The 19960-nt window shown below is 69.5% G+C and carries 23 protein-coding genes; 13 read left to right on the top strand and 10 right to left on the bottom strand.

All coding sequences use genetic code 11. The features are described 5' to 3' along the window. Positions 1–12: 12 nt before the first annotated feature. Both FOJ82_RS05685 and FOJ82_RS05680 read right to left on the bottom strand, forming a co-directional pair. Positions 13–576 carry an HD domain-containing protein gene (locus tag FOJ82_RS05685; protein WP_143937508.1) on the bottom strand — a complete coding sequence of 188 codons (564 nt, stop codon included), beginning with the start codon at positions 574–576 and terminating at the stop codon, positions 13–15. Then, complete coding sequence (locus FOJ82_RS05680; RefSeq protein ID WP_143937507.1) at positions 573–968, bottom strand: hypothetical protein; 396 nt, start codon at positions 966–968, stop codon at positions 573–575. Before FOJ82_RS05680 ends, FOJ82_RS05685 begins: the two co-directional genes overlap by 4 nt. Positions 969–1078: 110 nt before the next feature. Between FOJ82_RS05680 and FOJ82_RS05675 the strand changes: the two genes are divergently transcribed. Further along, complete coding sequence (locus tag FOJ82_RS05675) at positions 1079–1720, top strand: SatD family protein (RefSeq protein ID WP_143937506.1); 642 nt, start codon at positions 1079–1081, stop codon at positions 1718–1720. A 6-nt stretch (positions 1721–1726) separates the two neighbouring features. Here the strand turns inward: FOJ82_RS05675 and ppk2 are convergent, their stop codons facing one another. Beyond that, entirely contained in the window at positions 1727–2659 is a 933-nt protein-coding gene (gene ppk2, locus FOJ82_RS05670) for a polyphosphate kinase 2 (RefSeq protein WP_143937505.1), read from the bottom strand. A gap of 91 nt (positions 2660–2750) precedes the next feature. Between ppk2 and tpx the strand changes: the two genes are divergently transcribed. After that, on the top strand, positions 2751–3248 hold the full coding sequence (gene tpx / locus FOJ82_RS05665) for a thiol peroxidase (RefSeq protein ID WP_143937504.1): 498 nt from the start codon (positions 2751–2753) through the stop codon (positions 3246–3248). Between the two features lie 75 nt (positions 3249–3323). After that, on the top strand, positions 3324–4292 hold the full coding sequence (locus tag FOJ82_RS05660) for an N-acetylglucosamine kinase (protein WP_143937503.1): 969 nt from the start codon (positions 3324–3326) through the stop codon (positions 4290–4292). 17 nt (positions 4293–4309) lie between these two features. On the opposite strand, the gene ygfZ is transcribed toward FOJ82_RS05660, so the two are convergent. Genes ygfZ through FOJ82_RS16855 form a run of 3 tightly spaced genes read right to left on the bottom strand, consistent with a single transcriptional unit; the run spans position 4310 to position 5869 of the window. Continuing rightward, positions 4310–5254, bottom strand: a complete 945-nt coding sequence (gene ygfZ, locus FOJ82_RS05655; RefSeq protein ID WP_425472491.1) for a CAF17-like 4Fe-4S cluster assembly/insertion protein YgfZ — start codon at positions 5252–5254, stop codon at positions 4310–4312. Continuing rightward, positions 5251–5754: a heme-binding beta-barrel domain-containing protein gene (locus FOJ82_RS05650; RefSeq protein WP_143937501.1), complete on the bottom strand. Its 504-nt coding sequence runs from the start codon at positions 5752–5754 to the stop codon at positions 5251–5253. The genes ygfZ and FOJ82_RS05650 overlap by 4 nt, the downstream gene beginning before the upstream one ends. Beyond that, positions 5744–5869, bottom strand: a complete 126-nt coding sequence (locus tag FOJ82_RS16855) for a hypothetical protein (protein ID WP_281279930.1) — start codon at positions 5867–5869, stop codon at positions 5744–5746. Before FOJ82_RS16855 ends, FOJ82_RS05650 begins: the two co-directional genes overlap by 11 nt. 41 nt (positions 5870–5910) lie before the next feature. On the opposite strand from FOJ82_RS16855, the gene dtd reads away from it, so the two are divergent. Next, a complete protein-coding gene (dtd, locus tag FOJ82_RS05645; RefSeq protein ID WP_143937500.1) occupies positions 5911–6351 on the top strand; it encodes a D-aminoacyl-tRNA deacylase in 441 nt (146 codons plus the stop codon). Between the two features lie 44 nt (positions 6352–6395). On the opposite strand, the gene FOJ82_RS05640 is transcribed toward dtd, so the two are convergent. Then, on the bottom strand, positions 6396–7166 hold the full coding sequence (locus FOJ82_RS05640; RefSeq protein WP_143937499.1) for a discoidin domain-containing protein: 771 nt from the start codon (positions 7164–7166) through the stop codon (positions 6396–6398). 85 nt (positions 7167–7251) lie between these two features. Between FOJ82_RS05640 and FOJ82_RS05635 the strand changes: the two genes are divergently transcribed. From FOJ82_RS05635 to pstB, 8 genes are all read left to right on the top strand, one after another. Continuing rightward, positions 7252–7938, top strand: a complete 687-nt coding sequence (locus FOJ82_RS05635; RefSeq protein ID WP_143937498.1) for a response regulator transcription factor — start codon at positions 7252–7254, stop codon at positions 7936–7938. After that, positions 7901–8770, top strand: coding sequence for a mycothiol synthase (gene mshD / locus FOJ82_RS05630; protein ID WP_143937497.1), 870 nt, complete (start codon positions 7901–7903; stop codon positions 8768–8770). The genes FOJ82_RS05635 and mshD overlap by 38 nt, the downstream gene beginning before the upstream one ends. A 1-nt stretch (position 8771) precedes the next feature. Next, positions 8772–10850: an RNA degradosome polyphosphate kinase gene (locus FOJ82_RS05625; RefSeq protein WP_143937496.1), complete on the top strand. Its 2079-nt coding sequence runs from the start codon at positions 8772–8774 to the stop codon at positions 10848–10850. Further along, positions 10847–11719: an NUDIX hydrolase gene (locus FOJ82_RS05620; RefSeq protein WP_143937495.1), complete on the top strand. Its 873-nt coding sequence runs from the start codon at positions 10847–10849 to the stop codon at positions 11717–11719. Before FOJ82_RS05625 ends, FOJ82_RS05620 begins: the two co-directional genes overlap by 4 nt. A gap of 193 nt (positions 11720–11912) precedes the next feature. Continuing rightward, positions 11913–13064 (top strand): phosphate ABC transporter substrate-binding protein PstS, encoded by a 1152-nt coding sequence (gene pstS / locus FOJ82_RS05615; RefSeq protein ID WP_143937494.1) that lies wholly within the window; start codon positions 11913–11915, stop codon positions 13062–13064. 102 nt (positions 13065–13166) lie between these two features. Further along, positions 13167–14144: a phosphate ABC transporter permease subunit PstC gene (pstC, locus tag FOJ82_RS05610; protein WP_143937493.1), complete on the top strand. Its 978-nt coding sequence runs from the start codon at positions 13167–13169 to the stop codon at positions 14142–14144. Continuing rightward, positions 14144–15211, top strand: a complete 1068-nt coding sequence (pstA, locus tag FOJ82_RS05605) for a phosphate ABC transporter permease PstA (RefSeq protein WP_143937492.1) — start codon at positions 14144–14146, stop codon at positions 15209–15211. Before pstC ends, pstA begins: the two co-directional genes overlap by 1 nt. 26 nt (positions 15212–15237) lie before the next feature. After that, the gene (gene pstB, locus FOJ82_RS05600) at positions 15238–16017 is read left to right on the top strand and encodes a phosphate ABC transporter ATP-binding protein PstB (protein WP_143937491.1); all 780 of its coding nucleotides are present in this window, start codon (positions 15238–15240) and stop codon (positions 16015–16017) included. On the opposite strand, the gene FOJ82_RS05595 is transcribed toward pstB, so the two are convergent. Genes FOJ82_RS05595 through FOJ82_RS05585 form a run of 3 tightly spaced genes read right to left on the bottom strand, consistent with a single transcriptional unit; the run spans position 16014 to position 19131 of the window. Continuing rightward, positions 16014–17231 (bottom strand): glycoside hydrolase family 3 N-terminal domain-containing protein, encoded by a 1218-nt coding sequence (locus tag FOJ82_RS05595; protein WP_143937490.1) that lies wholly within the window; start codon positions 17229–17231, stop codon positions 16014–16016. The two genes, pstB and FOJ82_RS05595, sit on opposite strands and share 4 nt — an antisense overlap. A gap of 10 nt (positions 17232–17241) precedes the next feature. Then, positions 17242–17700 (bottom strand): hypothetical protein, encoded by a 459-nt coding sequence (locus tag FOJ82_RS05590; RefSeq protein ID WP_143937489.1) that lies wholly within the window; start codon positions 17698–17700, stop codon positions 17242–17244. Positions 17701–17706: 6 nt separating this feature from the next. After that, positions 17707–19131: a mycothione reductase gene (locus FOJ82_RS05585; protein ID WP_143937488.1), complete on the bottom strand. Its 1425-nt coding sequence runs from the start codon at positions 19129–19131 to the stop codon at positions 17707–17709. Between the two features lie 66 nt (positions 19132–19197). Here FOJ82_RS05585 and FOJ82_RS05580 point away from each other — a divergent pair, with 66 nt between their 5' ends. Further along, positions 19198–19959 (top strand): SDR family NAD(P)-dependent oxidoreductase, encoded by a 762-nt coding sequence (locus FOJ82_RS05580; protein WP_143937487.1) that lies wholly within the window; start codon positions 19198–19200, stop codon positions 19957–19959. Position 19960 lies beyond the last annotated feature (1 nt).

Below are 19960 nucleotides of genomic sequence, written 5' to 3'. Positions count from 1 at the left end.
CCGCGGGGGGCCTCAGCGCAGCAGGTCCAGCTCGCGTTCCATGTTGGCCCTGGCACGGGCCTCCCACAGCTCCCTGCCACGAGCGGTGTGGAACAGCCACTCGGGGGCCAGGAACCCCTCGAGGAACCTGGACCTGCCGTGGCGCCACTGCTCGTCGTCGATGACGGGGAGCTCGGCCCGGATGCCCGCGATGTTGACCAGGTAGTCCTCCCACGACGACCCCATGCCGCTCAGGTCCGCGTCGCACAGACGGCTGCCGGGCAGGTCAGTGACGTCCGGCTGGTGGTGGGTGGTCAGCATGATCAGCCTGCGCACCTCGGCGATCTCGGCCGCGGGCAGGTGCCCGGCGAGCAGGGAACCGGCCAACTCGGCCGAGGCGGTCTCGTCGGCGGGTGTGGTGTTGGAGTGGACGGCGTCGTGGAACCAGAAGGCCACGCGCTCCGTCGGCCCGCCGCCGAGCAGGTCCAGCGCCTCCAGACCGGCGCGCAGGTGGCTGGTGGAGTGGTAGTGCCGGTGCGGTTCGGTCCATCGCTCCAGGAGTTCGTCGACCACCGCACCGGGCAGGAGTTCGCTCACCACAGCCGGACCACCCCGTAGGCCAGCCCCGCGAACGCCGATGCCCACAGCATGCTGGCGAACGTGCCGATGATGAACAGCTCACCCTTCCTGCCGGTGGGCGTGCGCAGCTCGGGGTAGCGGCCGATGCTCTTGACACCCAGCACGACGGCGATGCCGGCGGGAAAGCCGGTGAGCACGCACGCGAACAGTGCCGCCCGCTCGAGCAGGCCGATCCAGTAGCCACCGGCGAGCTCCTTCTCCGCAAGCAGCAGCCCCGGCACTCCCGCCTCCTGCGCCTGCTGCCGCCGCTCCACCCGCTTCAGCAGGGCGCGGACCGCGGGCGTACCGACGGGCACCGCCAGCCCGAAGCCGGCCGCAATGACCAGCGACTTCAGCACGAGATCGAGCAACGTCCCTCCTCGGGTCGGGTTCCGGTCTACGAGGAATTCTCCCACGGCACACCGACACCCACCCTTCAGCGCGCGGCTTCAAGCTCGTGGGATTAAGGTAGTATCTTCACATGGCAAAGATGAAGGAATACGCTAACTGTGTTGCCCTGCTGGCCGACCTCGTCGGCTCCAGGCTCGGTGACCGGACGCGCAGCCACGCGGCCGTGCTCGACGCGATCGAGGTCACCAACGCGGCCGTCCCGGCCCTGGACCCGCTCCGCGTGACGGTCGGGGACGAGTTGCAGGGCATCTACGGCAGCCTCGGGGAGGCGTTCCGGGCCGGTTGGAGCCTGCGGGCCGCCCTCTTGGACGTCGCCGACCTCCGGTTCGGCCTGGGTGGCGGCGAGGTGCGAGTGGTCGACGCCGAGCGCGGCATCCAGGACGGCAGCGCGTGGTACCTGGCCCGGGAGGCGATCGCCTGGGTGGAGGGCCTCTCCGACGACCCCGGCTACCGCTCGGTGCGCACGGCCGTGCGGGACGAGCGTCCGATGGCGACGCCTGCGGCCGACGCGCTGGTACGCCTTGTCGAGGCCGCCGCGGCCGGCCTGCGCCCCGGCACCAGGAGGAGCCTCCAGGGGCTCCTCGACGGCCTCGACAACGCCACCGTCGCCCAGCGCGAGGGCATCAGCCCTTCGGCCAACTCCCAGCGCGTCAACAGCAACGGCCTGCGCGTGCTCGCCGACGCCGTCGCCGCGCTGGGCGAACTGCCCTGAGTCGGCTCAGTCGTCGCGCTCCGACTGCTCGTCGTGCTCCGGCGCCTTGGCGCCGGTGCGAGACCTGCGCCCACGCTGGACGATCAGCGGGTCCGTGGCCGGGATCACCGACGGGTCCTTGTCCTCGTAGTCGTGGAGGTCCAGGAACAGCCTCATCGCGTTCAGCCTGGCCCGCTTCTTGTCGTTGGACTTGATCCGGTACCAGGGCGCGATCTGGGAGTCGGTCTCCTTCAGCATCGCCACCTTGGCGTCGGTGTAGGCCTCCCACCGGTCCAGCGACTCGAGATCCATCGGGGACAGCTTCCACCGTCGGACCGGGTCGATCTGGCGGATCGCGAACCGGGTGCGCTGCTCGCGCTGGGTCACCGAGAACCACAGCTTGGTCACGGAGATGCCGGACTCGATCAGCATCTCCTCGAACAGCGGCGCCTGCCGGATGAAGGTCTCGTACTCCGCGTCCGAACAGAATCCCATCACCCGCTCCACCCCGGCGCGGTTGTACCAGGACCGGTCGAACAGGACCATCTCCCCCTCGGTCGGCAGGTGCTGGACGTAGCGCTGGAAGTACCACTGTCCCCGCTCCCGCTCCGTGGGCTTGGCCAGCGCCACCACCCGCGCCCAGCGTGGATCCAGGTGCTCGGTGAACCGCTTGATGGCGCCGCCCTTGCCCGCGGCGTCACGGCCCTCGAAGATCAGGATGTGCTTGGTGCCCTGCTCCTGGGCGGAGTACTGGAACTTCAGCAGTTCGATCTGGAGAGCCCGCTTCTCGTCTTCGTACTCGGCGCGGCTCAGCAGTTCCTCGTACGGGAACTTGTCCCGCCACGTCTCGACAGCATTGCCCAGCGGGTCGATCAGGTACTGGTCCTCACCGTGGACGTCGCCGACGGAGTAGCCCTCGTCGCGGATGTTGTCGATGAACTCGCGCAGGTTCTGGCTCATGGGACAACCCTGTCAGCCCTGCGTGAACAAATGGTGACCAACCGCCGTCGTGACGTGACGACATTTGGTCGCATCGGCAAAGATCGTGACCATGACACAGATCACTCACAAGGGAAACCCCGTCAACACCCACGGCGAACTGCCCGAGGTGGGCTCCGTCGCCCCGGCCTTCGAACTGGTCGGCACCGACCTCGCCCCGGTCAGGAGCTCCGACTTCGCCGGCCGCAAGCTCGTGCTGAACATCTTCCCCAGCCTGGACACCGGCATCTGCGCCACCAGCGTGCGCACCTTCAACGAGCGCGCCGCGGACCTGGAGAACACCACCGTCCTGTGCGTCTCGCGGGACCTGCCCTTCGCGCAGGCCCGCTTCTGCGGCGCCGAGGGCATCGACAACGTGGTGGTGGCCTCCGACTACCGCAACACGCTGGGCGAGGACTACGGGGTCACCCTGGTCGACGGACTGCTTGAGGGCCTCCTCTCGCGCGCCGTGGTCGTCATCGACGCCGACGGCCAGGTCATCCACACCGAACAGATCCCGGAGATCGCACAGGAGCCCGACTACGACGCCGCGCTCGCCGCGATCGCCTGAGGCACCCTGAGAGGTGGGGGGCCGGACTGCGGGTCCGGCCCCCTTTTGCGTCCCCGTGGTGGGAGACTGTATGGCATGTCACAGCGCCGAGCCATCGCCGTCGATGCCGGCGGTACCACCAGCCGGGCCGTGGTCGTCGACTCGACGGGCACCTGCCTGGCGGAGGCGTACGGCGGCCCGGGCAACCCGAGGTCCGTCGGCGGCGACGCCGCGGCCGCCAACATCGTCGGGGCGTGCGTGGCCGCACTTGACCAGACCGACGCCTGGCCCGACCTGTTCGTGATCACGGCGGCGGGCATGCTCTCCACCGGTGGCGAGTTCCCCGAACTGCACGTGGCGCTGTCCCAGCAGGGGCTCGAGGGGCTGGTGCGACTGGAGCCCGACATGCTCAGCGCCTACTTCTCCGCGACCGCCTCCCCCACCGGCTCCGTCCTGATCGTCGGCACCGGCACCACCGCAGCTCGCATCAGCAACGGCAGGGTGAGCGCCGTTCGCGACGGGCTGGGTTGGTTGCTCGGCGACGGCGGCGCGGGCTTCTGGATCGGGCACCAGGTGGCGCGTGCAGCAGCCCGGCACCTCGACCACCGCGGACCCGCCTCCTCACTCACGCAGCGGGTGGAGGAGATGACCGGCAGCATCCAGGCCGACGTCCCCGGTCGGCCGCCGGCGCTCTCGGGACTGATCGACTGGGCCTACGGCGTGCCGCCGGTGCAGCTGGCCAGGCTCGCGCCGCTCGCGCTTGAGGAGGCGAACCGGGGCGACGCCGTCGCCAGCCAGATCTGCGACGAGGCGGCCGACCGCATCCTGAAGGCGGTAGCCGCCCTTCCCGGCTCCGGGGCGGGCCCGGTGGTGGTGGGCGGCGGAGTGATGGGGCCGAACAGTCCCGTGGCACGGCGGGTCCTCGCCGAGCTGGGTGAGTCCGCGCTGCGGGTCACCGACGGCGTGGTCGGCTCGGCGTTCCTCGCCGTCGGGATGCTCGGCGCGTCAGCCGACGAGGACACGCGTGGCCGCATCGCGGCCTCACTGGCGCAGGTCCGCGGCTGATCTGGCCGCCCGGCGCCTCAGCGCAGGACGGGGCGGACGTGCAGCCCGACCTCCGGGTCGACCAGGACCTCCTGCGCGGCCGGGATGCCATCGGCGGTGAGCGTGGCCTCGACCGGGACGTTGCGCTTGACCAGCCCGAGGGCGATCGGTCCGAGCTCGTGGTGCCGGGCGCTCGACCCGACGAACCCGACGGCGCGACCGTCCAACTCCAGCGCAGCACCCACCGGGGGCAGCTCCACGAGCGAGCCGTCCAGGTGCAGTTGCACCAGCCGACGGGGCGGTCGACCAAGGGTGTGGACCCGCGCCACCGTCTCCTGGCCGCGGTAGCAGCCCTTGTCCAGGTGGGTACCGAGCAGGCCGATCTCGTTCGGGATGGTCTTGTGGTCGGTGTCCACGAAGATCCTCGGGACCCCGGCCGCGATGCGGGCGGCCTCGAACGCCCACATGCCGACGGGCACGGCCTCGGGGGGCATCGGGGTGCCAGCGGGCAGGAACACGTCGGAGCCGCCGAGCTCGCTGTCGCGCACCACCGCCGCTTCGGGTGCCGGGACCTGGTGTCCGTACCAGGCCACCTCGAGGTCCGTGCGCAGCTCCACCTCGACGCGCATCATGAACCGCATCCGGTCCAGGAACGCGACCAGCTCGGCGCCGCGGCCCGGCTCGGTCCACCCGAGCAGCCGGTGACCGTCGTCGACGGCGTGCAGCACGTGCTCGATGTGGCCCGTGGGTGAGAGCAGCAGCATCGTGGTCGCCGTCCCCGGCTGCAGCTGGGCGAGGTGCTGGGTGGTGATGTTGTGCAGGTACTCGAGCCGGTCGGGGCCCGAGACCTGGACGACCTCACGATTGCCCAGTGCCACCACGCCCCTGCCGTCGGCCATCGCCCGGGCCTCGGCCACCGGGTTGCCGTAGTGCTGGATGAGTCCGACGTCCACCCCGGAGTCGATCTGGACCCCCATGGTCAGCGCCTCGCCAGCCGTGCCCACATGTGGGGCCGCAGCTCGTGCTCCGTGGTGGCGCGGTCGATCGCGTACATGAGGTCGCCCTCCACCTTCCCGTAGAGGCGCTGCTCCGCGGAGTGGCTGATGCCCGCCGCGGACGCGCGCACGACGGCGTCGCTCTGCAGGTCGATCCGGGTGACCTGGATCTTGCCGACCAGTACCTGCGTCCAGCCGTTGGAGTTGGCGGTGACCACCTCCACGGTGGCGTCGGCCGCGGGGCGCCAGAAGGCGGTCTCCATGTCCAGCGGGGCGGTGGGCTTGCCGTCCTCCCCGAGCAGGAACGTCTGGGAGGAACCGAGCAGGTAGTCGCCGCCGTTGTGGCTGAAGTCGATGCGTTGTTCGAAGGTGAACGGCTCGCCGTTGTGGTCGGTGCCGTTCCCGGTGCCCTCCCAGCGCCCGACCAGCCAGCCGAGGGCCGTCAGCTTCGGGTTCAGGCCCTCCGGGACCTCGATGTCAATCTGCATCCTTGTGCCTCCCTGTCGATACCGCCGCGGCGATCGAGAACCCCACCCTGACGAGCGCGGCGATTGCGAGCACGCCACAGCACGCGATCAGGATCCAGACGCTCACGATGCCCACGGGACCCGAGTCTACAAGGCCGAAATGGTACAGATTGGGTCATGCGCGCTCTCGTGACCCGGGTCTCAACCGCCTCCGTGACCGTCGACGGCGAGGTCGTCTCCGAACTGCCCCGCCCCGGCCTGCTGGTGCTCGCCGGCGTCGCCCGCGACGAGGACCCGGCGCGGGTCCGCTGGTTGGCCGCCAGGATCCATCGGCTGCGCATCCTCGACGGCGCCCGCTCGGTCGCCCAGACCGGGGCTCCCGTGCTCGTGGTCAGCCAGTTCACGCTGCACGCCTCCACCCGGAAGGGCGGCGTGCCGTCGTGGAGCCGCGCGGCCCCGTCCGGGGAGGCGGCGCCCCTGGTGGAACTGTTGTGCGCGGAGCTCGAGGCGCTCGGCGCCGAGGTGCACCGCGGCCGCTTCGGCGCCCACATGGAGGTGGCCTCGGTCAACGACGGCCCCGTGACCATCTGGCTCGATTCTGCCCAGCCCGACTACTGAGCCGACCCGAGCCTGCCGTTTCCCCGGGACCCGGGAACCTGTGCTCAGGCAGTGGTGAGGAAGTTCAGCGAGCTGATGGACACGGCGTCGCTCTGCTCGTCCGTGGCACCCACGACGGTGGCGTCGAGGATGGTCATGCGGACCCACTGGGCACCGTCGATGGGCGGGAACCGCACCTCCTGCGGCAGCCGGTCGTTGCCGGCGAGCCCCTGCTCCACCCAGGAGCCGTCGGAGAAGGTCCAGCGGATGGCCAGGATACGGCGCTCGGCCTGGTACCTGTCAGTCCAGATCGTGTTGCCGTTGACCACCCGGACGCCGACGATCGGTTCCGCCGGATCGAGGGTGAACGTGACCTCCTCCCCCACGCCGGAACCGGGGCAGCGCCAGAAGGTCGACGGGTTCGAGTCGATCAGGTTGGCCGGCTCGTCGCGCGTGGGTCCCTGCTGGCAGGCCCCCTGCGCATCCAGCACCGTCACGTTGCTGACCGGACCGTCGTAGGGCACCAGCGTGGCCACCGCCGACGTGCTGGGCGACGGCGACGAGTCCTGGGAGATGCTCGGGCTCTGCAACGGTGTCGACTCCGTGCGGGGCGTGTTGCCCAGCACCAGGAGCCGGCCGATCCCGAAGCCCAGCAGCAGCGCGCCGAGGACGCCGGCCACCACCAACCTCGGCGGCACGCCCCGGCCGAACGGTTTGGGCGGCGTCGCCCGGTCCTCGACCTCCTCCGACTGCGGCTCGGAGGGCGACACCCCCACGTCGGGGGATTCGGGGGACGCCTGTTCCCGGAAGAACTCGTCGGGAAGGCGTTTGGGCATGGGGGCCATGCTACGGCAGACACCTGGCGAACCGGAGCCCCGGTTTCCACTAGGATGTTCTCGGTTGATACGGAGGGAGGCCCGGATGAGCACAGTCCTCATCGTCTCCCAGCGCCCCTCTGCGGCGGAGATGCTGGCGCTCCTGAGCCACACCTCCATCCTCGCGGCGGACTCCGAGACCGCCCTGGCACACATCGACGGAGCCGACGTCGTCCTGGTCGACGGCAGGGAGGACCTCGCCTGGGCGCGCGCCATCACCAGCACCCTCCACTCCGCGCGGGAGGAGGCACCGATCCTGCTCCTCGTCCCGATGAACGGTCTCGCGCTCATCGGCAGGGACTGGGGCTTCAGCGACTTCCTGCTGGTGGACTCCGAACCCTCCGAGCTCGACGCCCGCATCCGGCTCCTCCTGAAGTCCGCGGACGCCTCGAAGGTCCTCGTCGCCGGCCCCATCCGCATAGACGAGGCCGCCTACCACGCCACCCTCTCCGGCGAGCCCCTCGACCTGACCTACACCGAGTTCGAACTGCTCCGCTACCTGATGCAGCACCCCGGGCGGGTGCTGACCCGAGAGGTCCTGCTCAGTCAGGTCTGGGGCTACGACTACTTCGGCGGCACCCGCACCGTCGACGTGCACGTCCGTCGGCTTCGGGCCAAGCTCGGCCAGTACGACTCCTACATCGGTACTGTCAGGAACGTCGGCTACAGATTCACCAGTGTCAGAGAGGGACGCAATGACCAGGACCGGGTTGTCCAGGGTCCAACAGCCTGAGGCTGCGGACCGCGAGGCCATCCTCGCGCTGGCGGACGAGGCTGCCGCCGTCGATGGGACCTCCCCCCTGAACGAGTCGGCGGCTCTGATCGTTGCCGGCGAGCGCCCCGGCGACTTCCACCTCTCCCACGAAGACGGCCTGCTCACGGGCTTCACCGTCGCCGACCCACGCGAGCGCACCGTCGTGGCCGCCGTGCGGCCCTCGCACCGACGCCGCGGCATCGGCTCCCGCCTGCTCGCTGCGGCACTGGAGGCACACCCCGGGCACTCGGTGTGGGCGTTCGGCACCTTGCCCGCTGCGGCGGCCCTCGCCGAGCACCTCGGTCTGGCGCCGGTGCGCGGGCTGCTCAAGCTCGGCCGGCGGTTGGGCGACGAGGCGGTGGGCCCCGTGCCCGAGGGCTACACGATCCGGCCCTTCGCCGGAGAGGACGCGGCAGCAGTGGTGGCCGTCAACGCGGCCGCGTTCGCGCACCACCCCGAGCAGGGCAAACTCACGCTGGATGAGTTCCGCGCGCTGACCCTGCAGGACTGGTTCTCCGCCGACGGCCTGTTCGTCGCGCACCACGGGCCCGAGGTGGCGGGCTTCCACTGGACCAAGCGACACGACGCCGAGACCGGCGAGGTCTACGTCCTTGCAGTCCACCCGGAGCACGACGGGCAAGGCCTCGGCCGGGTCCTGCTCGAGACAGGGCTTGCCCACCTCGCGGAGATCGGCTGCACGCAGGTGGTCCTCTACGTGGAGGAGGACCAGGAACGCGTCGTGCGCCTCTACAATTCCGCCAACTTCAACCAGGTGAACCTGGACACGAGCTACGCACGCAAGGACGGCTGACATGGAGTCTTCCCCCAACCTGCCCGCAGACCGCTACGCCGACCGGGAACTCGACTGGCTCGAGTTCAACAACCGGGTGCTGGACCTGGCTAAGGACAGCCCGCGGGTGCCGCTGATCGAGCGCGCCAAGTTCTGCGCCATCTTCGCCAGCAACCTCGACGAGTTCTTCATGGTCCGGGTCGCGGGCCTGAAGCGCCGCATCGACGCCGGCGTTGCGGTGCGCACGGTCACCGGCCAGATGCCCGGTGAACTGCACTCCTCGATCCTGCGCCGCACGGGCGAGCTGGTCAGCGAGCACTCGCGGGTGTTCCAGGACGAGATCCGCCCGGAGCTGCGCGCCGAGGGCATCGAGATCCTGACGTGGGCCGAGCTCACCGCGGCGGAGAAGGACCGGATGCGCACGCTCTTCGCAGAGCGGATCTTCCCGGTGCTCACCCCGCTGGCCGTGGACCCCTCGCACCCGTTCCCCTACATCTCAGGCCTGAGCATCAACATGGCCGTGCTCCTGAAACACCCCACCACCGGCGCCCAGCAGTTCGCCCGGGTGAAGGTGCCGCCCATCCTCGAGCGCTTCATCAAGCTCGCCGACGGCCGGTTCGTGCCCCTCGAGGAGGTCATCGGCCGGCATCTGGGCCAGCTCTTCACCGGCCGGGTGGTGCTGAACTACACCACCTTCCGCGTCACCCGCAACGAGGACATCGAGGTGGAGGAGGACGACGCGGAGAACCTCCTGTTCGCGTTGGAGAAGGAGCTCCTGCGCCGCAAGGTCGGACGGCCGCCGGTGCGCCTCGAGGTGGAGGAGGACATCGACGAGAAGATCCTCGACCTCCTGATGGAGGAGCTCGACGTCAAGACCGAGGAGGTCTTCCGCCTCCCCCGCCCACTGGACCTCACCGGCTTGTTCGCGCTGTCCGACAGCCCACGCGAGGACCTCCTCTACCCCAACTTCCTGCCCATCACCCACCCGGACCTGGCCGAGGTGGAGAGCGCCAGCCCCGCTGACATGTTCCAAGCGCTGAAGATGCGCGACGTGCTGGTGCAGCACCCCTACGACTCGTTCGCCACCTCGGTGCAGCGCTTCGTCGAGCAGGCGGCCGCCGACCCGAGCGTCCTGGCCATCAAGCAGACGCTGTACCGGACCTCGGGCGACTCCCCCATCGTCGACGCCCTGATCGAGGCTGCCCAGGTGGGCAAGCAGGTGCTCGCCGTCGTCGAGATCAAGGCTCGTTTCGACGAGCAGGCCAACATCGGCTGGGCGCGCAAGCTCGAGCAGGCGGGCGTGCACGTCGTCTACGGCATGGTGGGCCTGAAGACCCACTGCAAGCTGTGCCTGGTGGTCCGCAAGGAGTCCGACGGCCTGCGGCGCTACGCCCACATCGGCACCGGCAACTACAACCCGAAGACCGCGCGCGGCTACGAGGACATGGGCCTGCTCACGAGCAATCCCATCATCACCGATGACGTCGCGCGCCTGTTCAACCACCTCTCGGGCATGACCGCCGAGACCAATTACCGTCGCCTGCTCGTGGCGCCCCACGGCATCCGGTCGGGACTGTTGGCCTACATCGAACGCGAGATCGCCAACAAGGCCGCCGGGCTGCCCGCCGGCATCAGGATCAAGGTGAACTCGGCGGTCGACGAGCAGCTCATCGACGCCTTCTACCGCGCCTCGCAGGCGGGAGTGCCCGTCGACCTGTGGGTGCGCGGCATCTGCACCATCCGCCCCGGGGTGCCCGGCCTCAGCGAGAACATCCGGGTGCGCTCCATCCTCGGCCGCTTCCTCGAGCACTCGCGGGTGTTCTGGTTCGCCGGGGCCGGCAAACCGACCGTCGGCATCGGATCGGCCGACCTGATGCACCGCAACCTGGACCGACGTGTGGAGGCGGTGGTGGGCCTCACCAACCCCAACCACGTCCGGCGCATCGAGGAACTCTTCGACATGGCCTTCGCACCCGACACAGTGCACTGGGAACTGCTGGACACCACCTGGACCGCCCACACGAAGGATGCCGAGGGGAACCCGTTGGTGGACCTGCAGCAGACCCTGATCGAACAGGCCGCGTCCCGCCGAGCCCGATGAGCAAGAAGGCCAAGGTCGTCGCTGCCGGCTCCGTCGTGTGCAAGGAGGTCGACGGCGAGCAGCACGTGCTCCTGATCTACCGCAAGCGCTACGACGACTGGTCCCTGCCCAAGGGCAAGGGCGAGGTGGACGAGTACCTGCCGGAGACCGCTGTGCGGGAAACGCTGGAGGAGACGGGCGTGCTGGTCAAGCTCGGGCTGCGCCTGCCGAGCATCCGCTACAAGGTGTCCAAGGGCAGCAAGATCACGCACTACTGGCGCGCGACGGTGCTCACCGAGAGCCCTCGCCCACCCGACGACGAGGTGCAGGAGTCGCGCTGGTACCCGGCGGAGGAGGCCGTCGCCAAGGTCACCTACCACGACGAGCGCGAAGTGATCCACGAGGCGCTCGAGCAGCCCCACACGAACGTGCTGCTGCTGGTGCGCCACGGCAAGGCGATGCTCCGCAAGGACTGGTCCGGACCGGACCAGAAACGGCGTCTCACCGGGCGGGGACGGCGGCAGGCCAAGGACCTCGTCGGCCTCTTCGGGACCTTCGGGGTCTCCAGGCTGGCCAGTTCCTCGTCGGTGCGCTGCGTGGAGACGCTGCGGCCCTACGGCGAGGAGATGGGCCTGTCGGTCGAGGGCGTCGACCTCCTGACCGAGGAGGAGGGCACCAAGCACCCCAAGCGGGTGGCGCGGTACATGGCGCAGCTCGCCTCGTCGCTGGACGGCCCGACGGCCCTGTGCGGCCACCGCCCGGTGCTGCCCTCGATGTATGCCGGCCTGGGCCTCGAGCCCCGCCCGATGGTGGTCGGCGAGGTGCTGGCCGTGCACCTGCTGCCCGATGGCACAGTGCTCCGCTCTGACATCCTGAAACCGACAGCGTGAGCTGCAACCGGTCACGAGTCCATAACGATCTACCGCGATTTCGGCCACGGCGTGGAAGAACTCGCCGTTCGTTCATCTCTTGTTAACCCGAACAGGGCCGTTCGGTCATCTTGCCCGCCTAGCTTCACGTCTTGGAAACGCATGTTCCAGGGCCACCGCCCACCAAGTACGTCGAACCCCGGAAGGGAATCAAATGAAGTTGCGTCTGACCGCAGCCCTCGGCCTGAGCGCCGCCCTGCTGCTCTCCGCCTGCGCCGCCAACGAGCAGCCCGCTGAGCAGGAGACCACCGCCGCGGAGGAGACCGCCGTCGCGGAAGAGACCACCTCGGACGACACCACCACCGACGAGGGAACCGCCGATGAGGCCCCGGCCCAGGTCGAGGGCAACCTCACGGGTATCGGCTCCTCGGCCATGAACGTCGCACAGACCAACTGGATCGCCGGCTTCCAGACCGCGAACCCGGGCGCGACCGTCCTCTACTCCCCCGACGGCTCCGGCGCCGGGCGCGATGCCTTCATGGGTGGCGGCGCCGACTTCGCCGGCTCCGACCGCGCGTTCAAGCCCGAGGAGAACGTCGCCGGCGCCTTCGCACTGTGCACCCCCGAGTCGATCGCCTACGACCTCCCCGTCTACATCTCCCCGATCGCCGTCATCTTCAACGTCGAGGGCGTCTCGGACCTGAACCTCACCCCCGCGGTGCTCGCGGGCATCTTCGCCGGTGACATCACCAACTGGAACGACCCGGCGATCGCCGAGCTGAACGAGGGCGCCACCCTGCCCGACCTCGCCATCACCGCCGTGCACCGCTCCGACGACTCGGGCACCACCGAGAACTTCACCGACTACCTCAACAAGGCAGCCGGCGACGTGTGGACCAATGAGGCCGACGGCGAATGGCCGATCGAGGGCGGCGAGGCCGCGAAGGGCACCTCCGGTGTCGTCGCAGCCGTCACCAACGGCGTGGGCACCATCGGCTACGCCGACGCCTCCCAGGCAGGCGACCTGTCCGTCGCCCTGGTCGGCAACGAGGGCGAGTTCTTCGGCCCCACCGCGGCTGACGCCGCCGCCGCAGTCGAGGCCTCGCCTGTCGAGGAGGGTCGCGAGGAGCACGACCTGGCCCTGGAGATCGATCGCAACGCACCGGGCTACCCGATCGTGCTCGTCGCCTACGCCATGGCCTGCGCCGACTACGCCGACGACGAGAAGGCTGCGCTGGTGAAGTCCTACCTCAGCTACATCGCCGGCCCCGAGGGCCAGGAAGTCGCCGCCGAGGGTGCCGGCTCCGCGCCCCTGTCGGAGAAGCTCGGCAGCCAGGTCCTGGCCGCCATCGACGCCATCTCGTGACAGTTGGCCTAGGCTGAAAGCCGCGCCCGCTCCCCAGAGGGCGGGCGCGGTTTCCCGCGTTCAAGACCCTTGGCACCTGACAGCGATCCTCCCAGGAGCAAAATGTCGACATCGACCTCGCCAGCCGAGGCAACAAGCACCCCACCGGAAGACTCCCGCCACGCGCTGAAGCACAGCTCCAAGCGCTTCGGGGACACCCTTTTCAAGGCGCTGTCCACGGGATCCGGCATCACGATCCTCGTGATCCTCGCCGCTGTGGCGGTGTTCCTCGTCGGGCTCTCGGTCCCGGCACTCCTGGCGGACCCGGAGGACCTCCCCTACGGCGAGTTCTGGGCCTATGTCCTGCCCTTCGCCTTCGGCACCGTGTGGGCCGCCGCGCTGGCGATGCTGTTCGCCGTGCCGGTCTCCATCGGGATCGCATTGTTCCTCACCCACTACGCACCCAGGCGCGTGGCGACCACCTTCGGCTACATCATCGACCTGCTGGCGGCAGTGCCGTCGGTGGTCTTCGGCCTGTGGGGCATCAACACGCTCGCACCGCTGGTGCGTCCGCTGTTCATCTGGCTGGAGGCGAACCTCGGCTGGATCCCGCTGTTCGCCGGGCCCGTGTCCGGCACCGGGCGCACCGTGCTGACCGCCGCCCTGGTGCTGGCGGTGATGGTGCTGCCGATCATCACCGCACTGTGCCGCGAGGTCTTCCTGCAGACGCCGCGCCTGCACGAGGAAGCCTCCCTCGCTCTCGGCGCCACCCGCTGGGAGATGATCCGCCAGGCCGTCCTGCCGTTCGGCACCCCCGGCATCATCTCGGCCTGCATGCTCGGACTGGGGCGTGCCCTGGGCGAGACGATGGCCGTGGCCATGGTCCTGTCCCCCGGCGAGACGATCCACTTCAAGCTGCTCACCTCGGACAACCCGAACACCATCGCCTCCAACATCGCGCTGGCGTTCCCCGAGGCGTACGGGCTGGGCGTCAACCAGCTGATCGCCACCGGGCTGGTGTTGTTCGTGATCACCCTCGTGGTCAACATGGGGGCCCGCTGGGTGATCTCCCGCCGCCGCGAGTTCTCGGGAGCCAACTGATGTCCACCACCACCCGCTCCCGGGAGTCCAAGCTCTCCCTGACCGCCGGGCAGCTGCCCCGGTTCACGTGGCTCGCGCTGCTGGTGCTCGCGTACGCCGTGACCGCCGGGGTGCTGGCCGTCGGTTCCGTGATGTCCCTCGGAGCCGTCGTCGTCATCGGTTCCCTGCTGTTCCTGGTTGCGATCTTCGCCCTGTCGAGTGCCGTCGAGGGCCGCCGCAAGGCGGTCGACCGCTTGTTCCGCTACGTCTTCGTCGGGTTCTTCCTGCTGGCGCTCGCACCGCTGGTGTCGTTGGTGTGGCAGGTGGTCTCCAAGGGCATGGAGCGCTTCGACCTCCAGTACTTCACCTACTCCATGAGAAACGTCATCGGCGAGGGCGGTGGCGCGTCCCACGCGATCGCCGGCACGTTGATCGTCACGGGCATCGCCACCCTGATCTCGGTGCCGATCGGTCTGCTGACCGCCATCTTCCTGCAGGAGTACGGCGGCCAGGGACGCCTGGCGAGCAGCATCCGGTTCTTCGTCGACGTGATGACGGGCATCCCGTCCATCGTCGCGGGCCTGTTCGCGTACACGATCTTCTCCGCGCTCTTCGGAGCCGGCACCAGGAACGGGTTCTCCGGCGCGATCGCGCTGTGCATCCTCATGATCCCGACCGTGGTCCGCTCCACCGAGGAGATGCTGCGGCTCGTGCCCAACGAGCTGCGCGAGGCGTCATACGCCCTCGGCGTGCCGAAGTTCCGCACCATCTTGAAGGTGGTCCTGCCCACCTCCATCGCCGGCATCATCACGGGAGCCGTCCTCGCCGTCGCCCGCATCATCGGCGAGACCGCGCCGCTGCTGGTGACCGCAGGGCTGAACCCGTCGCTGAACACCAACCCGTTCGACACGCAGATGTCGACCCTGCCGGTGTTCGTCTACTACCAGTACGTCACGCCCGGCATCCCGCAGGAGCCGTTCTACGACCGTGCCTGGGCCGGCGCCCTCACACTCATCCTGATCGTCATGGGCCTCAACCTCTTCGGACGCCTCCTCGCGTGGCGTTTCGCACCCAAGCCCGGTCGCTGACCACCGCCAGAAGGAAACTCACAGATATGTCGAAGCGCATTGAGCTGCAGGACGTGGACATCTACTACGGAAAGTTCCACGCCGTGCGGCAGGTCAACATGACCATCCAGCCCCGCGCCGTGACGGCCTTCATCGGCTCGTCCGGCTGTGGGAAGTCAACCGTGCTGCGCTCCCTGAACCGCATGCACGAGGTCATCGAAGGCGCCTACGTCACGGGCCAGGTCCTGCTCGACGGCGTTGACCTGTACGCCCGCGACGTGGACCCCGTCCGCGTGCGTCGGCAGGTGGGCATGGTGTTCCAGCGCCCCAATCCCTTCCCGACGATGTCCATCCGCGACAACGTGCTCGCCGGGGTGCGGCTGAACAACGCCCGGGTGAGCCGCAAGGAAAGCGACGAACTGGTCGAGAAGTCGCTGCGTGGCGCGAACCTCTGGAACGAGGTCAAGGACCGCCTGGACCGTCCCGGCTCCGGCCTCTCCGGCGGCCAGCAGCAGCGGCTGTGCATTGCCCGCGCCATCGCCGTGTCCCCCGACGTGATCCTGATGGACGAACCCTGCTCGGCCCTGGACCCGATCTCCACCCTCGCCATCGAGGAGCTCATCCACGAGCTCAAGGAGGAGTACACCGTCGTCATCGTCACGCACAACATGCAGCAGGCGGCGCGCGTGTCGGACCAGACGGCGTTCTTCAACCTGAAGGCGCAGGGCCAGCCGGGTGAGCTGATCGAGTTCGGTGACACCGAGAAGATCTTCCACAACCCCGAGGAGAAGGCCACCGAGGACTACATCACCGGCCGGTTCGGCTAGGCGCAGTCGACCAGCCCCAGCCAGGACTTCAGTTCCAGCACCCGGGTGGCTGAGGCCGTGACCTGGTCCGCGAAGGCAGCGTCGGCCTCGGCCTTCGCCGTGGTGGCAGCCACCATCTCCTGCAGGATGCTGGGGTCCGCGTTGATCACGATGTCTCCCCCGGCCGCGATGAACCGGACGCCACGGTCAGCCGGTGGAGTGTCGGCCACCGCACCGGCCGCCCCCAGGTCGTCGGCGATCACCACGCCGTCGAACTCGAGCTGCTCGCGCAGGTAGGACGTGATGATGGTGCGGGAGAAGACGCCCTCGTTCGCCGGGTCGATCAGCTCGAAGACCGCCGAGGACACCATCACCGAGCGCGCCCCGGCGTCGATCCCGGCGGTGAAGGCCGTCCAGTCGGAGTCGCCGGGCACGACGTCGGTGTCGCGGGCGACGCCGAAGTCGGTGTTGACGGTCACCTGGCCGAGGCCCGGGAAGTGCTTCAGGGAGGTGGCGATCCCCGCCAGGTCCATGCCCGAGACGAACTCGGCCACCGCGCGGGCCGTGGCGGCGGCGTCGTTGCCGTAGTTGCGCTGCAGGGCCCCGATGGGTGCGTTGCTGTCCTGCTTCGTGGCGGGCACGACGTCCGCCACGGGCGCCAGGTTGAAGTGGACGCCCGCGTCGACGAGTTCCAGGCCCCAGCCGTGGGCGGCGTCAGTGAGCTCCCCCTCGGGCAGGGTCGCCTGCTCGACGGCGGTGGGGATGTCGCTGAACCCCTCCCCCTGCAACCGCTGGACGCTGCCGCCCTCCTGGTCGACGGCCACCATGATCGGCAGCTCCTCGGCGCCCAGCCCGGCCACGGTGTCGGTCACCGCTGCGATGGCGGCCAGACCCGTCGTGGAGTTGCCCAGCAGCACCACGGAGCCCACCTGCGCCTCGGTGATGGCAGCCGCCGTGGCCTCGTCGATCCCGGCGGTGGAGACGCCCACCATGTAGAGCTGGCCGACCTGTGCCGGCAGCGACAGCCCGGCAGCCAGGGCACTGCAGGCGGCGGGTCCCGGCTCCATGCTCTGGGGCTCGGGCGTGGCGGACGCAGGCTCGCTGGTAGCCGGCCGCACGTTGGTGGTGGCCACGGGAGACTCGGTCTCCTCGGGCGTCACTACGGGCCCGGGGGCGCAGGCCGTCAGTGCCAGACCCGCGAGGCCTGCGAACGCCACCTTCTTGAAAGATCCCACGTCCCCGACCCTAGCCGCGCCCGCGGCGGGGACGGCTGTTTCCCTGCAGGTCGGCGAAGGCCCGGGCGAACCGTCGCGCTGCGAACGGGAGCAGCAGCCCGGCGCGGAGGCGCACCAGCGACGAGTCGTCGAACCCCACCAGGATCCGGCCGAGGTCCACGGGCGGGCGGGGGTCGTGCCTGACGACGGCGACCCGCTCGAGCGGCACCGCCCACGTCACTGCCTGCCGCTCGGGGTCTCCCAGCTCGTCCACGACGAGCAGCCGCCGCTCGGTCAGCACCAGGAAGGGCGTCAGGCGGGCCGCCTTTGCGAGCATGCCCGCCATCGACCCGGCGCCACCGTCGGGATGGTCATCGTCGGGGCGCTCGCGACCTGCGGCGTAGTCCACCGAGATGGCGTCCACGGCTCGCTCGGAGGGCCTGAGCAGTTCGAGGAGCTGGGCCGCATAGATGCGGGCGTAGTCGATCATGCCGACTCAGAAGTTCTCAGCCTGCGGATGCTCGATCTCGTCGGGCTGGTAGGCGGCCAGCAGTCCGAGCAGGGCGTTCTCCACCACCTCGGGCAACGCGGGGTGGATCCAGTACTGGCCCCGGCTCATGTCCGGCACGGACAGGTCGAAGCTCATCGCCTGGATCAGCGGCTGGATCAGGGTCGAGGCCTGCGGGCCCATGATGTGGGCGCCGAGCAGGCGCCAGTTGCGCGGGTCCGCGATCAGCTTCACGAAGTGGCCCTGGTCCTCCAACGCCCAGCCGTAGGCGACGTCGCCGAAGCGCTGGCGGGCGATGACGTGGGGGATGCCCCAGTCCCGCAGTTGCTGCTCGGTGGCCCCGACGGCGGCCACCTGGGGCTCCGAGAACACCGCGTGCGGAACGTAGCGGTGGTCCGTCTGGATCGTGTCGTCCGGGTTCAGGACGTTGTGGGCGGCCGTGCGCATCTCGGCGTTGGCTACGTGCTTGAGGAGGTGGTCCGAGGACACATCGCCGAGCGCCCAGATGTGGGCGACGTTCGTGCGCTGCGTGGAGTCCACCATCACCTGGCCGTCCGGACGGACGTCGACGCCGGCGGCCGCAAGGTCCAGGGCCTCGGAGTTGCGGATGCGGCCGGTTGCGTTGAGGACCAGGTCGGCGAAGTAGTCGTACTCCACGCCGTTGCGGTCCACGGTGATCAGGTGCACCGAGCCGTCCTCTTCCTCCTCGATGGTGGAGACCACCTGGTTGAGCCGGATGTTGACGCGCCTGCCGAGCGCCTCGGCGAACGCCGTCGAGATCTCGTGGTCCTGGCCCCGCAGCAGCACGTCGGAGCGGTTGATCAGGGTCACCTCGCTGCCGAAGGAGGCGAAGACATGCGCGAACTCGGCTGCCACGAAGCCACCACCCAGGATGACCACCCGGCGGGGAAGCTCGTCGATGCGCATCACGGTGTCTGAGGTGTGCACGCGGTCGGCCAGGGACTCCGGCACGTCCACCGCGAGGGGACGGGGGCGGGAGCCGGTGGCCAGCACGATCTGGTCCGCGCTGATCCGGTCCTCCCCGATGGCCAGCGTGTGCGGATCGACGAAACGAGCCTCGCCGTGGAAGACGGTGACGTTCTGGCTGCGCTCGCGCCAGTCCAGTCCGCCCGCGGATATCGGGTCGATCCTGCCGAAGATCCGGTCACGGATGGCCGGCCAGTCGGCCCGCTTGAACTCCAGGTCCACCCCCAGCCGGCGGGCCTCGGACACGCTGGCGGCGAGGTCTGCGGGGATGACGAACATCTTGGTGGGGATGCAGCCCCGGTTCAGGCACGTCCCGCCGAAGGTCTCGTCCCGCTCGACGAGGGCCACCTGCAGGTCCTGGAACCTCTCGTCGATGAGGGAGTTTCCCGAACCGGAGCCGATAACCGCCACGTCGAAGTGCTGCATGTCCCAATCATGGCACGCACACAGCACCCCCTGCCGGGCGGCGCCCCGGCAGACTAGGCTGGCGACATGACTACATCGTGGGCGGTTGTGACGGGGGCATCATCGGGCCTCGGGGAGGCGTACGCACGCCACCTGGCCGCGCAGGGCGCGAACGTGGTGCTGGTGGCCCGCAGCGAGGACAAGCTGTTCAACGTGTCGGTGGACCTTGAGCGCACCCATGGCGTCCAGACCCTGGTGCTGCCGTTCGACCTGACGGACCCGGCCGACCGGTTCGAACTGCTGGGCCGGCTGGACCACCTCGAGGTCCACACCCTGGTCAACAACGCCGGCTTCGCCAGCCACGGCGAGCTGGCTGACCTGGAGCGGGACCGAATCGCGAGCGAGGTGCAGCTCAACGTGGCTGCCGTGACGGAGTTGACCCACGCCGTGCTGCCGCAGATGCTCTCGCGGGACCTGGGCGCCATCATCAACGTGGCCAGCACCGCCGCCTTCCAGCCGATCCCGGAGATGGCCACCTACGCCGCCACGAAGGCCTTCGTGCTCAGCTTCTCGAACGCGCTGTGGGCCGAGACCCGCCGCACCGGGGTGCGCGTGGTCTGCATCTGCCCGGGACCCACCGAGACCTCCTTCTGGAGCAACGCGGGGGCGGAGCAGAACATGACGAGGCGCCGCAGCGTAGACGACGTCGTGGCCACCACCTTCGCGGGGCTCCGGCAGCGCAAGCCGTACGTGGTCGACGGCGTCGCCAACAGGCTGCTCGCCCACGCCAACCGGTTCGTGCCGACGAGGGTGGCGCTCCGGCTCGCCAACTGGGTCGTCACGCACTGAC

It is taken from the genome of Tessaracoccus rhinocerotis, assembly GCF_007197885.1.
Lineage (GTDB): Bacteria > Actinomycetota > Actinomycetes > Propionibacteriales > Propionibacteriaceae > Arachnia > Arachnia rhinocerotis.
The sequence above is the reverse complement of the archived record's forward strand: the minus strand, read 5'-3'. Positions and strand labels throughout refer to the sequence as shown.